We start from the raw sequence: 14,770 nt of genomic DNA, 5'->3' as shown, positions 1-14,770 counted from the left end.
AATATTTAAAAAAATAATTTAATATTTTAATAATTTAAATTTTAGATATTATTATATTTTAATATTGTTTAAAGTATTGGATATTGGTTATTGGATATTTTTATAAATTATGATCAAGCAATTCGCGAGAATTTTTACCTTAATTTTTTTCCTTTCTTTTGTGATTGGTTTTATGCCGGCCGCGAGCGTCCGGGCTGCCGGGGCGACTTTGTATTTATCGCCTTCCAGCGGAACTTACAGCGTCGGCGATGTTTTTAACGTCAACATCGTTCTTAATAGCGGCGGGGGGAATGGCGTTAACGCCTCGGACGGCAATATTAAATTCGACAATGATTATTTGGTGGTTAAAAGCATCTCCAAAAATAATTCGGTTTTCAGCCTTTGGACGGCAGAACCTAATTTTTCCAATACCGCCGGGACAATAACTTACTCGGGCGGAGCCCCGGCCGCTTATAAAGGCAGTTCGGGCGTGATCATTTCCGTAAACTTCGCGGTTTTAAAAGCAGGTTCGGGCGGAGCCAGTTTTTCTTCGGCCAGCGCCTTGGCCGCCGATGGCCAGGGAACCAACATTTTGGCCAATACTTCGGGCGCGCAATATACTTTCAAGGAAAAAACGCCCGTGGTTAGCAAGCCGACTTCAACTGTCCCGACTACCCAGCCGACCCAGCCAACGGTCGGCGGCGCCTTGCCGCCCCAGCCCAAGATCGATTCGGCCACCCATCCCGACGAAAATATCTGGTATGCCAATAATAATCCGGTCTTTAGCTGGAAACTTTTGCCCGATGTTTCCGCGGTCAGCCTTTCCCTTGACCAAAGCTCTTCAACCGACCCGGGAAAGAAATCCGACGGCATCATCGAAACTAAAACTTATTCCAACGTCGCCGATGGCCGGAACTTTCTGCATTTAAAATTTCAAAATAAGGCCGGTTGGGGGCCGGTCGCAACCCGCCAAACTTTGATCGATACCAAGCCGCCAACCGATTTCGCGATCAACATCGATAACGGCGGCGATCCCACGAACCCGACGCCGAAACTGTCCTTTGTCACCGTTGACGTAACTTCCGGCATTGCCAAGTATAAAATTAATTTAGACGGAGAAATCAAGGAATATGCCGCTCCGGAATATCTCAAAAATCCTTATCAGCTGCCGATACTTAAACCAGGCGCGCATCTGCTTCAGATCGCCGTAGCCGACCAAGCCGGGAACACGGCCAGTTCATCCAAACAATTTTCCGTGGAACCCTTGAAGGCCCCGGTCATTACCGATATGCCAGCGACGATCAATCAGGGCGCGGAACTGGCGATCCAGGGAACTTCTTTTTATCCCGACGCGACCATCAATATTTATATTTCCCAGGATGATAAAAATATCAAAACTCTGCAGACCAAAACCGATACCGACGGCAACTGGACTTATTTTCAGCACAATGAATTGGCCAGGGGCGAATATCACGTTTGGGCGCAAGTGATCGACAGCCGCGGCGCGCAAAGCACTGAAAGTTCGCGCAAGGGCCTCTTGGTCCAGTCTCCTTCGCTCATCACCGCTTATGGAACTTGGATCATTCTTTTCCTCTTGTTAGTGATCATCTTCCTCATTTGCTTGATGATTTATTTAAAGCGGCAGAATAGGCAGAGAAAAGATCGGGCGATCAGAGAGTCGCAGGAATTGGAAAAGCGGCTGAATGAAATATTCGCCGCGCTTAAGGAAGAAGTCAATGAATTGATGGAGCTGGCCGACAAAAAATCCGGCTACTCTGAGTCGGAAAAACGCGTGCGCGATAAGATCAACGAAGCCTTGGATATTTCCCAGGAATTCATCAGCAAGGAGATTAAAGATGTGGAAAAAGAGATCGAATAGGCTCAAAATAGGGCGTTAAAAAACAACGGTTTTCCACTACGACAATAAATAGCTAATAGTAGATAAAAAAGAACGAAAAGTTAACCACTTTTCGTTCTTTTTTTGCTGATAAAATTGTGATATAATTTAAGATGCCAGATTATACGCTTTTTAGCGGAAATTTTGTGTTTGAAGTACTAAAATTAAAGGGATAAGTTCGTTAAAATATAATCAGAATATTACGAATTATATTCTAATACTACGAATTCCGCGAACCGAATAAAGGTTTGCGGCGATGTTCGTAGTATTCGGATATTTCGTAGGTTCGGATTATGTTTAGCCCATGCCTAGAGTAAAAAAAATTATCAAGAGCCCGTTGTTCAAATTAGGATTTTTAACTTTGTTTATCATCCTGTCTTTCGGCTATTTAAGACACAATTTTTCAGCTAAAGCTTCCGATGAACAGATTAAGCTATCCCCGCAAAGTTTTAGTTTGGAAAGCAATGCCGCGGATTTAAATAATCCGGCGATCAAAAGCGATTCCATCTGGCAGAATCCGGAAAAGGCATTGACCGTCGAAGCGGATCAGGCGGCTGATTTTTCCGCGTTCAATGATAATAATTCCGCGGTTTTGATTTTTGGCAGCGGAAGCTTGCCGACGGGGATTTTGGATAACAAAGCCAAGCTGGCGACTTCGAGCGCCGCTAATGGGTCGACCGAGCCGACAATGGCCACCGGCACTGCTACGGAAATTTTCCTCGGTTCTTCGCCTGTTCCGCCCAGTCCGGTTCCGGCCGATCAAGGATCTTCGCCGGTTCTGGTGAACGACGGAGCAATCCAAGAGCCGGTTGATTCCGGCGGATCTTCTTCCGGAGACGGCGGCTTGCCGGCGGCGCCAGCGTTGGATTCTTCCGCCGGCCAAAATCATTTGCCCGAAGCCGGTCCGGCTGCGGGAGAAAACGATTCGAGCCAGCCAGCCGGCGATCCAGCCTTGACTTTACCGGATAATTCCGCGGAGAGCGCGCCGATTGATTCGGCGCCGGGAGGAAGTGATAATAATTCCGTTCCGGTTCCGACCGGTATTGATCAGGGAGCTAATGGCGGCGGCGCGGACAGCGGCCCGGTTTCCCTGATCTTTAATTTAAAATCCACGGCGCGCGCCATCGGCCAATTTTGGCATAATTTAATTTCCGCCCCCAAGGCTTTGGCGGAAAACGCGATCGATGCGGCCACTTCTTCGCCAGAGCTGAATAATTCAAAAGCAGCGGTCGAGCCGGCTGAACTTAAAGACAGTTTGATCTTTTCCGATTTTAACCTCGACAGCTATTCTGCCGCCAGCGAAATAACCAACGTCCAGTTAAGATTATCGCTGGCCGCGGCCAGCACTTTCACTTTTGATCATTTGTTGGTGGAATATTCCACCGGCGGGGATTGGCAAACGGCCGGCGATCTGTTTCTCAAGGGCGGAGTCGCCAATGCCGCCAACGGCGGTTACTTCCTTTATGCTTTGCCCGTTTTTAATTCCTGGGACGATATCAATAACCTTCGCGTCAGGATCAGCTATCAAAACAGCGAAATTTCCGCCGCTGATCTCTCGGCCAAAGCAGCCAAGATTTATCTGGACGGCCTTTGGCTGGAAGTCGATTACAACCAAGGCCAGGTGAAAGCCGCAGAGGAAAAAACCGAGGATCAGCTCGGCGTACCCGGCGCCGAAGAACATTTTTTCAATGACGCGCCCTTGACCACTGACGGCCAAAAGATCGATTTCGCTTACTCCGATGCCGTTGATGATGAAAACTTGATCATCAAGACCGACCGGCAAAATTATTCCGGCCTCAACGGCGCGCTGGTTTATTTCAGCGTTACCAATCAGGGCGAGCAAACGGAAAATTTCGGCCTGCAAACTTATTTTCCCGCCGCCGACGGCAATATGACCGGTTTGGAAAAATTAAGCCGCCGAGCCATGACCGTGAAAAATCCGACCCGGGGCGACCGCATTTATTATTGTTCTGCCGGATGGCAAGCGACAAGTTCTACCGAACAGGCGACAAGCTCCGTAGAACAGGCGACAAGTTCCGCCGAGCAGGAAGCGAATTCTGCCAAGATAGCGACAAGTTCCGGCCAAATTTATTTTTGCCCGGGGAAAAATAATAGCCGGCAATGCGATTCGCTTTCTCCTGATCAAAAAAAGTGCCGGCAAAACCAGGTGATCGTCGGCAGTTCCGGGGCAATGGAAAATGTCGATCAATGGAATGCCGCGGAGATCATAGCCGGCAAACTTCCGGATCAAAGAAATCTTTGGCAAAAAATATTCGGTCTTGGCCCGCGTAAAAAAAGCGTGCCGGAAAATTTCGTGCCCCGTTCCAGCACGGCTGCCGGACAATTCAGCATTCAGCCCGGCGAAACCGAATATTTTAAAATGAATATTTCTTTTACTTTCGGTTCCCAGGGCGAATTTTATTTGGAAACCGTCGGCGACAAATCAGGCTATGGGCTTTTGGATCCCTGGTGGAACGCCAGCTGGAATTATGAAGTCCCGGTCAGCGTCACTTACGCCGGCGGCAACACCTTGACTGATTTTCAAGTGCCGGTCACTATCGATACCGCCACTTTGATCGCGGCGGGCAAAATGAACTCAGACTGCTCGGATATCGCTTTTGCCGATTCCAATCGATATAGCGATACCAGCGAGCTGTATTATTTTCTTGAGCCGAATACTTGCAACAGATCTTATACCAAGGTTTGGGTGAAAATCCCTTTGATCACCGGCAATAAAACGATCTATCTTTATTATGGCAATAGCGCCGCCGCTTCCTATTCTTCCGGGGCCAATACTTTTGTTTACTTCAATGATTTTGAAACCAGCAACGATTTTACCAGCGGCAGCTTGAGCTTGGCGCGGATCGGCGGCATTGCCGCCAAATACGGCAGCTTGGGATTGGAAAGCAATACTGCCGGCGTCAAGCATCTGGGCACGCGCCCCAGTATTAATTCAGGCCGAAACCTTATCTGGGAAACTTGGACCATGAGCCAATCGTCGAGTACTTTGGGCGCGCTGCCCGGCATTGAGGTTGGGCATCCTACCGGCGGCGGCGAATTGATCGGTTATACCGTTTTCACTGATACCAGAGGCACGGGCGGCACTTATTATTTGACGATCAGAAAAGATTTTGATGGCGCCCAGGTCATTGCCAATAGCAATACCTATACTGTCGTTGCCAATACTTGGTATTTTCTCCAATTCACCTGGCGCTCCACCGGCCTGCTGCAGGCTTCCCTGTATGCCGGCGCCACTACCACGCCATACTTATCAACTTGTACTACGACCAACACTTCTTACACGGATGGCGAATATGGCGTGGCCGCCAACCAATTTGGCACTTGGGATAATTATCGCGTCCGCAAATACGCTTCCAGCACGGTGGCCGCGGCGCTCGGTTCGGAAACGCTGATCACTAACCACGTGCCTGCCAATCCTTACCCCCTGCAGCAATATCCGTTAAGCACTTCCACGCCGATTACCAACGGCGCCTGGACCTTGCAGAGTACGGTGAATCTTCAGGCGACATCCACTGACAAGGATTCCGATCCCTTGGTGGTTTATTATCAATTGATCCCCAGCGGCTCATCGTATAATACCGCGACGACCGCGCCAGCTACATTTTGCAAGAATAATCTGGCTTATTCTTCCTGCGGTAATAATATTTGGGCCAACGCCACTACCACTTCCGGCTGGTCTAGCAGCGCCACCAGTTATAAATATCGCCAGCCGATCGTAGTCCAATCGTCTCAGATCGGCGGCGCCCTGGTTAATTTTCCGATCTATCTGGATATGGCCAGACTGGGTACGGCTAATACTTTTTGGTCGCGCACCAAAAGGAACAGCGACGGCGGCGATATTTTGATCACTAATTCCTCGGGCACCAGAATGCCGGTCGAGGTCGTTTCACTGGCCACTTCCACTAAAACCGGCGAAGTCTGGTTCCGCGCCGATTCCATTTCCTCTTCTTCCAATATCACTTTCTATCTCTACTACGGCTCATCGACCGCGGCCCAGGTCGCTTCAACCACTACCTATGGCGCCCGCGCTGTCTGGTCCAATGGCTACGCGGCTGTTTTTCATTATCAAAACAGCAGTATGAAGGATTCGGTCGGAACGTGGAACGGCGCGGACAACGGAACCACCAATACCACCGGCAAGATCGGCGGCGCCCGTAATTTTAACGGCGCGGCCTGGATCAATTTGGGCGATCTTGATCTGACGCCGAATATGACTCTTTCCGCCTGGAATCAGCCGGCGGCGGGAAACGGCAACTGGGCGAAGATAATCGGCAAGATGCAACCGACCCACGTCGCTCCGTTCGTCATTTATACTTTAAGCTATGATGCCTCGGCCAATAAATTGCCGCAAGGGGAAATATGCAGCGCCGCCACGCAATACGTGGCAAAAGACACGACTGCTCCGGCAGCCGGGACCATGTATTGGGCGGCAACAACTTATGACGGTTCTAATCTGCGCGCTTACTACAATGGCGCCCAGCAGGGGATTACCGCCCGCACCGGCACTATCGACACTAACAATGAGCCGACGAATATCGGCCGCGCTTATTACGGCGGCGGCGGCGCGGAAACCGACTATTTCACCGGCATCATCGACGAAGTCCACCTGGGCGCGACCGCCCGGACGACCAAATGGCTTATCACCGAATATCGCAACCAAAACAGTCCGGGAACTTTTTACTCCACTTCCACCCCGGAACAATTTTATCTGACCAATAATAAAAAAGCGGTGATGATTCCCGGCGTGCCGGATTCCACTTCTCCCGCCGGTTATAAATGGGAAGCCATGGCTTGCGATTCGCTCGGCGGCTGTTCCAACTGGGCCGTATTCAATTCTTCGATCCCGAATTTTCTAGTCGATGCCAACGCGCCGATCTTTTCCAACACTTTGAATCCTGTCGCTTCCACCACTGCTTCGATTAAATTGAGTTTTCCCACGGCGGCCACGGAAGCGAATTTTTCCCAATACAAACTTTATTACCGCCTTGGCTCAACCACGCCGATCCATGAAACCGATTCGCTTTGGGGCTCAAGTTCGGACGCCAACCTTGCTTCGCGGACTTTTAACGGCAAATCCTCGACTACCGTCACCGGCCTGGCCACCAGTACGGTTTATAGTTTTTCGCTTTGGGCTTATGATCTGGTGGGCCACAAATCCAGTACGACTCTGGTTTGGGAGCGCACTGACCGCTTGCCGACAGTGACTTTTAATTCAGCGACGGAAAAATCCGACGGTTCAGGCGGGGTTGATCTTAATTTTACCGCCAATGATCCGGATCTGGACGACACGCTTACCGCCCGGGCGGATTATTATCTTGACGCCAATTGCCGCACCACCGCTTACAAGGCGCGCATCGACGAAACCGACGCCAATACGACAGCCGCTCACGGCGACCCCAAGGTTTTAAACAGCAACTCCGATCAGATCGGCAATTCATCGGGTTATATCACCACCTCGGCCGGGGCCAACGCCGTCAATACTTTTTGGCTTTCCAAGATTGATTTGCCCACCGCCACCGGCACGGTTTGCGTCAAACTGATCATCAACGATAATCGCGGCGGCAATCATAATGTCGCCACCACCAGCGTTTATATCGATAACGCGGCTCCGCTGCCGCCGGGAAGCTTGACTTATTCCAAAAAGACCGGCGGTACGGTCACGGTGGCTTTCGGCTCGGCCGCTCACGATAATAATTTCCACCAGTATAAAATTTTCTACAAAGTGGGCTCATCGGGCGTCAAAGAAACCGATTTTGTTTTCAGTTCCACCAGCGATATTAATTTAGGCAGCGTGAATTATGGCGGCGCGGCCACCACCACGATCGGCGGCTTATTGGGCAACACCCAGTACGTTTTCAATATTTGGGCTTTTGATTCTTACGGCAACAAGGCGAGCGGGACCAGCGAAGTCGTTGTTACCACGAACAATGCTCCTGCCATTGCCGGAAGTTTGGAGCAATATTTGGCCGATGGCTCGACGGCAATCGCCAATAATACTTGGATCAACGCGGACGAAATAAATCTTTATGCTACCTCTACCAACCCGGATGGCGGCTTGGTAACGATTTATTATCAGCTGGCGACGACGAGCGAGCCGTATCTTACCGCCACTACCACTCCGGTCGGCGCTTGTTCGTCAGGCGCGGCTTACGCAAGTTGCGCCTCGCGAGTCTGGTATTCCAACCACGAGATCAAAGCTGATCTTAAGACGATCCCCGATGGTAACTATAAATGGCAGGCTTTGGCCTGCGATAGTAACGGCTGCGCCAGAAATTGGAAGCAATTCAACGCGACGGTGCCGAATATCAAGATCGACACGGCGGCGCCGACTGTCCCGGGGAATCTGATTTTTAATTCCAAAAGCGCCACTAACGTAAAATTTAATTTTGGCGCGCCAAGTTCAGATCCCAACTTTTCACAATATAAAATTTTCTATAAGCAGGGGACAAGCGGCGTTAAAGAAACTGATTCGCTTTGGGGCTCTTCTTCCGACGCTTCTTTGGGCTATATAAATTTTAACGGCAAGTCTTCGACGACCATTACCGGTTTGACCACCGGCTATACCTATGTTTTCAATATTTTCGCTTATGATACGTTCGGCCGCAAAGCCAGCGCCAGTACGGAAATCCTGGTCAGTCTTTCCGAATTTCCCGCTCAGCCTTTTTCGCTGATCCAGTACAAGCAGTCCACTTCCACGGTTTTAACTAGCGGCGCTTGGACCACCAGCAATACGGTCAATCTGTGGGCTACTTCCACGAGCGCCACGTCATTCTCCCTTTATTATGAATTGCTGGATAATGCCAACACTTTCACGGTAGCCACGTCCGTACCGGCAACTTTCTGTTATAGCGGGACAACTTTTGCCAGCTGCGCGGGAAAAATTTGGACTAACAACGCCATTACCGGCGGTTGGTATAGCAAAGGCTACCAATATCGCACTCCCATCGTCGTTCAAAGCTCCCAGATCGCCGGCGCTCTGACCAATTTTCCCGTTTATTTGGATATGGCCAGATTAGGTACGACTAATGATTTTTGGGGGCACACCAAGAGGAATAGCGACGGCGGCGACATCGTCATCACCAATTCCACCGGAACCAGAATGCCGGTCGAAATCGTTTCGCTGGCCACTTCCACTTATTCGGGCGAAGTCTGGTTCCGCGCCGATTCCATTTCCTCCTCCTCTAATTACACTTTTTATCTTTACTACGGTTCATCGACCGCCTCCCAGCCCGCCTCTTCCACCACCTACGGCGCCCGCAGCGTCTGGTCCAATAGCTATCTGGCCGTCTATCACTTGGCCACTGATAATTTCAAAGATTCGACCGGCAATTATAACGGTACTAACGTCGGCACTACCAACACCACCGGCAAATTGGGCGTTGCTAAAAATTTCAGCGGCACGGCCCAGGCGATCAACTTGGCCGATATCGATGTGACGACCGGAGCGACTTATTCGGCTTGGGCGACGCGCGGCACCTTGGTTAACTACGCCAAGATCATCGCCAAAACGCAAACTTCCGCTGTTGCCCCATACGCGATCTTCAACTTGGGCGTGGATGCTTCGGCCAATAAATTATTGCATGCCGAAGTGGACTCGGGCGGAACCGCTTATCATGCTTATAGCACCACGGTTTTACCCACCACCTTCTCTTACGTGGCCGGAACTTACGATGGTTTGAATTTGCGCGCCTATTATAACGGCGCTGTTCAGGGAACGACCCCTCATACCGGCACGATCGTTACTAATAATGACCCGACCCAGATCGGCCGCTCTTATTTCGGCGGCGCCACTACGGAGTATTGGACCGGTATTATCGATGAAGCCCGCATCGCTTCGGTCGCCCGTTCCGGCAAATGGCTCTTGACGGAGTATAATAACCAAAACTCTCCCGGCACTTTTTACTCGACTTCCACGGAACAATATTATTTAACGCCCGTTAACAAGGCGGCGATGATAACTTTAATACCCGACAGCAGCTACAAATGGCACGCGCTTGCTTGCAATAGCGGCGGCTGTTCTCCCTGGGCGCCGTACAATTTGTCCACGCCCAATTTCAGGATCGATACCATCGCGCCGACAGCGCCGGGCCAACTTTCTTTGGTCAGCCGAAAAACTACCAGCATCACTTTGGGGTTTGGTTCGCCAAGCTATGAAGCCAATTTCAGCCAGTATAAAATTTTCTATAAGCAGGGGACGAGCGGCGTCAAGGAAAGCGATACCTTGTTCGGTTCGTCCAGCGATTCCAGTTTGGGCTATCTGAACTATAACGGTGTGCCGTCGATCACTATCGATGGTTTGACCGCCAACACCCAATATGTTTTTAATATTTGGGCTTACGACCAGGCCGGCAACAAATCCAGTTCCACCGCCGTAACTTTTCAAACATCCAATTCTTTGACTGAAGTTTATTATTACACCAGCGGCGCCACGGAGGGGTGGATCAATTCGCCTTATGCCTGGGATAACACCGACGATACATATGCTTATCGCAATGTGCCGGGGAGTTCGGCTGATGACTCGGCCAATTATTTGCAAGGCACGGCCAATAATGTCGCTACCACCACCAAGTCTATTCTGGACGTTGAGCTCGGCCTGGAAGGATATAACAACGACCCGAACAATATAAGCTATAAGATAATTCCGCTATTTTCCGGTTTGACCGCCGGAAATACTTATACCTTGGCCGGGTCGCTTTTTGGCCGGACTGACAGCGATACGACTTTTTATGATGACATTACCAGCGATGCTAACGCGCCAGCCGCCTGGATCTGGGATGACATCATCAATCTTGATGCCAAAGTTTACGCGCTCAACGCTTCCTCCACGGTGGTTACCGCCGATGTCGACCAGATCAGATTGAGGGTGACGGTGGATTCGTATCCTGATAACGCCGGCAGTTTGTATCAGTATCAGAGCGATAAGGTGACCGTTATCACCAACGGCACTTATTTCAATCAAAAAAATATCGTTTTATCCGGCCAGGCCACGGATCCTGATCCGTCGGAAACATTATCGATCTATTACCAATTCATTCCTACCAGCCAAACTTTCGCCACCAGCACGGCCAAGCCGTCGGGAGCTTGCGCCAGCCCTGATTATTCCGGCTGTACTTCCAAAATCTGGGTGGTCACCTATTCTGGCGCGCCCCAGGATTTCAGCGTTACGCCTTATATCGGAACATCTTCGCTCACTGATATTCCCGACGGCGCTTATAAATGGCAGGCTTTGGTTTGCGACGCGAGCGATATCTGCTCCGCCTGGGCCGGCTTCAATGCCAGCACCCCCAACATAACGATCGATACCGCCGCGCCCGCTACGCCCGGCAATCTGGTTTTCAGTTCGCATACTTCGGGTTCGATCAACGTCCATTTCGGCTCGGCCACGACCGATACCAATTTTTATCGCTATCGGATCTTTTATAAAAAAGGTTCAACTTCGCCGGTTACGGAAAGCGATTCGGAACAAAGCGACACCAACCTTAATTACATTAATTACAATGGCGCCGTCACCACTACCGTGGCCGGTTTGGCCAAAAGCTCCTGGTACACTTTCAATATCTGGGCTTACGATCTGGCCGGCAATAAAGCCAGCGCGACCGTGGCGATGATTGCCAGTACCACTTCCGGGTACTTACTGGCGCAAACTTCTTACTTGATAGAAAACGACGATGGCGCCAGCGTTAATTTGAACACCGCGCCGGGACTGGCCGGAGCGCCCTTGGCCAATGTGGAAAAAGGCCAGCGCCTCAACGCCCGCGTCCAGATCCAGAATACCGGCGCCGATCAAACTTATAATAAGCGTTTCAAACTGCAGTATGAAAATAATACTGATTCGCCCGGAATCTGGACCGATGTGGGCGCCGCTACGCCGATCAGCTATTCTTACGGCATCTCCGGCGCGAACGGCGATTCGATTACCACCAACAAAGCCGCGGCCAATGGCAATACTTGGTCGGACGGCTTTTTCCAGGAAAATACCAATCTGACCAATATGTATAATTTGCTCAGCAGCCATTATACGGAATTCGCTTTTGCCGTGCAGACAGTCAACGCGACCGTGGGCAAAACTTATCGCTTAAGGCTGATCGACGGCACCGGCAGTTCCACTTTCGATGTTTATTCGGCCTATCCCACTTTAAGCCTGGTGGCCAATGATACTAAGCGATATTCCAAAGATATTTTGAGCAGCTTGCCGGTCAATTCGGTCAACCTGACTTACTTTTTGGATAATCCCGGTTACACGGCCGTATCGACTGATAATAATGATCGCGACAGCATGACCAGCGGGTCCGGTCAGTATCCGATTTATAATTTTGCCGCCCGAGACGGGAAAACCACTTATGCTTTGAATGTTTCCTGGAACGGCCAATCCAGCGTGGCTCCGACAGCTAATTATGTCAATTTGCAGGTTTATCGTTTTGGCTCGGTCAATGCCTGGACTTCGGTGGCCTCCAACAGTTCGGCGGCGCTTAATACTGATTTCACTTTGAGCGGCACGATTGATTATCGCATCAGCGATTATCTAAGCGGCGGGTATGTTTACTATCGGGTTTACCAGCAAGCAGGAGCGGAAATTTTGCGCTCCGATTATTGGTCGTTCACCACTTCCACGCCGAGTTCTTACGTTATTGGCAAGCATTATCGCTGGCGGGCTGACGATGCGTCGGCCGGCACTTGGCGGGAAGCCGAGGACACGCCTGACCCGACGCTGGGCACGGCCATCAGTAAAAAAACCAATATCCGATTGCGTTTGTCTTTTGCCAATACCAAGGCCGGAACAGCTGCCAATTACGGTTTTGGCCTGCAATACGCTACCACCACGACCAATTGTTCTTCCGGCGCTTTAAGTTCCTGGTATCAAGTGCGGAGCACGGCCACCTCCACTTACCAATTCCAGATTGCCACTTCCACGCAGTATAGCGATGCCAGCACTACCCGGGCGTGGTTATCCACCAATGGCTACGCCTATGCCACCGGCCGCATGGTCAATGGTCCGTCCGCCACTTCAGCGGCGATAACCTTGGCCGAAGACCAAGATACTGAAGTGGAATTCGCCATTAAAGCAACCACCAATGCCAAGGCCGGCCAAACTTATTGTTTCCGCGGCACCAAAAATAATGTGGCGCTTGATGCTTACGACCGTTATGCCGAATTGACCGTAGCCGGAACCACCAATACCGCTCCGTCATTTACCTCAGTGCCTTCGGATGGCGGTTCGGCGACTTCCACCCCGACCGCTTACGGGCAAAACGTGAATTTTTCCGCCACCTCTACTGACCCGCAGACCGATCAATATTATTTGGCGATCTGTAAAACCAGCGCGATTACCGCGGGCAACGGCGGGGCGCCGACTTGTCCGGGAGGTTCCTGGTGCATTTCTTCCCGGGCTTCTTCCTCTGCCGCCGCCAGCTGTTCCGCTTCCACCAGCCATCTTTATTCTGAATATTATGATTGGTACGGTTTTGCCTGCGATTATCATTATGGCGCCGGTATCGCCCAATGTTCCGCCGTGTCGCAGGGCCAGGCCGGCTCGCCGAACGCTTCGACTTTCCGCGTCAATCATCCGCCGTCATTCAGCGCCGTTGCCACGCTCAATGATTATAAAGACCCGGGCAGTTTGATCGATATTCAAGCCACGGCCGCGGATAGCGATACTGATAATTCCTGGAGTTATTATGTTTGTTCGACCAATGGCGCGACCGCGGCCGGCTGCACCGGCGGAGCGGGCAACACGATCTGTTCCACAACCGCCACTACGACCGCCAACCCGATCTGCCATTATCAAAATATTTCGCCTTATCCGGCCGGAGCCTATACTTATTACGCGTTTGTTTTTGATAATTTTTCCTTGGGCGCCACCACCAGCCCGCGAACCAGCAGTTATCACATTAATAATACGGCGCCGTCGCTGGGAGCTTTGGCGTTGAATAATAATGCCGATATAACTTTAAATATCAAGGGCGCGGCCGACAAGCAAGTCCAATTGATCGACACTTCGGTCACTGACCTTAATGGCTGCCAAACCCTGGTTTCGGCCACGGGCGTGATTTATCGCACCGCGCTGGGGTATGTTTGCGCCGCTAATGATAATAATTGTTATCAGCTTACTACCTCTGATTGCGTAAAAAGCGATTGTTCCGGACCTACCGACGCCATTGCCACTTATACTTGCACGGCTAATATGAAATTTTTCGCCGAACCGACTGATAACTCCACCGGCAATATCTGGAGTACGGACACTTGGTCCGGCCGTTTGCAGGTTTACGACGGCTCCAATTATATGTCCACCACTTCGCCCACGGTCGAAGTCAATACCAATTTGGCTTTGAATGTGCCGGAAGAAAATATCGATTTCGGCAGAATGGACGCGGGCACGGATACCGGCTCGGTCAATCAGTCGGTTACGGTGATCAATAATGGCAACTCGCCGATCAACAGCGATGTGGCCGGCACTGATATGACCGGCCTGATCGTTAGCACGCTCGACTCTACCTATATCCATTGGGACTTGACGCAAAATTTTTCCTATTCATCGGGCAGCACTTTGAAAAACGGCGGGGAGCTTGTCAGTCTTAATTTAGCCAAACCGACCAGTAATTCCGATGTTTCCGATTTGATCTATTGGGGCATCGGCATTCCTGCCACTTCCACCCGTACTTCTTTCCATGGTTCGAGCACCTTTGCCGCGATTTTGAACGGGTCAGGATGGTGATATTAGTCAATTAGTTGATTGGTTAATTAGTTGTATTAAAACGAAATTCGTTAATTAGAACAAGGTTTGTTTATAGTCAAACTAATTAACCAATTAACTAATCAACTAATTATTATTATTTCTAAGTTGAGCCTGATTCTGATATAATGAAGATAAATAAA

At 50.5% G+C, this 14,770-nt stretch carries 2 protein-coding genes; both read left to right on the top strand.

The window, feature by feature from the left end; translation table 11 throughout:
- Positions 1–109: 109 nt before the first annotated feature.
- Positions 110–1,858, top strand: coding sequence for an Ig-like domain-containing protein (locus PHE24_02720; GenBank protein MDD4902027.1), 1,749 nt, complete (start codon positions 110–112; stop codon positions 1,856–1,858).
- 322 nt (positions 1,859–2,180) lie between these two features.
- Positions 2,181–14,609, top strand: coding sequence for a DUF2341 domain-containing protein (locus PHE24_02715; GenBank protein ID MDD4902026.1), 12,429 nt, complete (start codon positions 2,181–2,183; stop codon positions 14,607–14,609).
- Positions 14,610–14,770 lie beyond the last annotated feature (161 nt).

This window comes from Patescibacteria group bacterium (assembly GCA_028707065.1).
In the GTDB taxonomy this organism is placed as follows: domain Bacteria; phylum Patescibacteriota; class Patescibacteriia; order Patescibacteriales; family WJLG01; genus JAQTUZ01.
Note: the sequence above shows the minus strand (reverse complement) of the source record. Positions and strands in the feature narration are given on the sequence as shown.

Bases quoted from the DNA above. Each gene is read 5' to 3' on its own strand.
- PHE24_02715 (MDD4902026.1), top strand. From the start codon at position 2,181: ATGCCTAGAGTAAAAAAAATTATCAAGAGCCCGTTGTTCAAATTAGGA.
- PHE24_02720 (MDD4902027.1), top strand. From the start codon at position 110: ATGATCAAGCAATTCGCGAGAATTTTTACCTTAATTTTTTTCCTTTCT.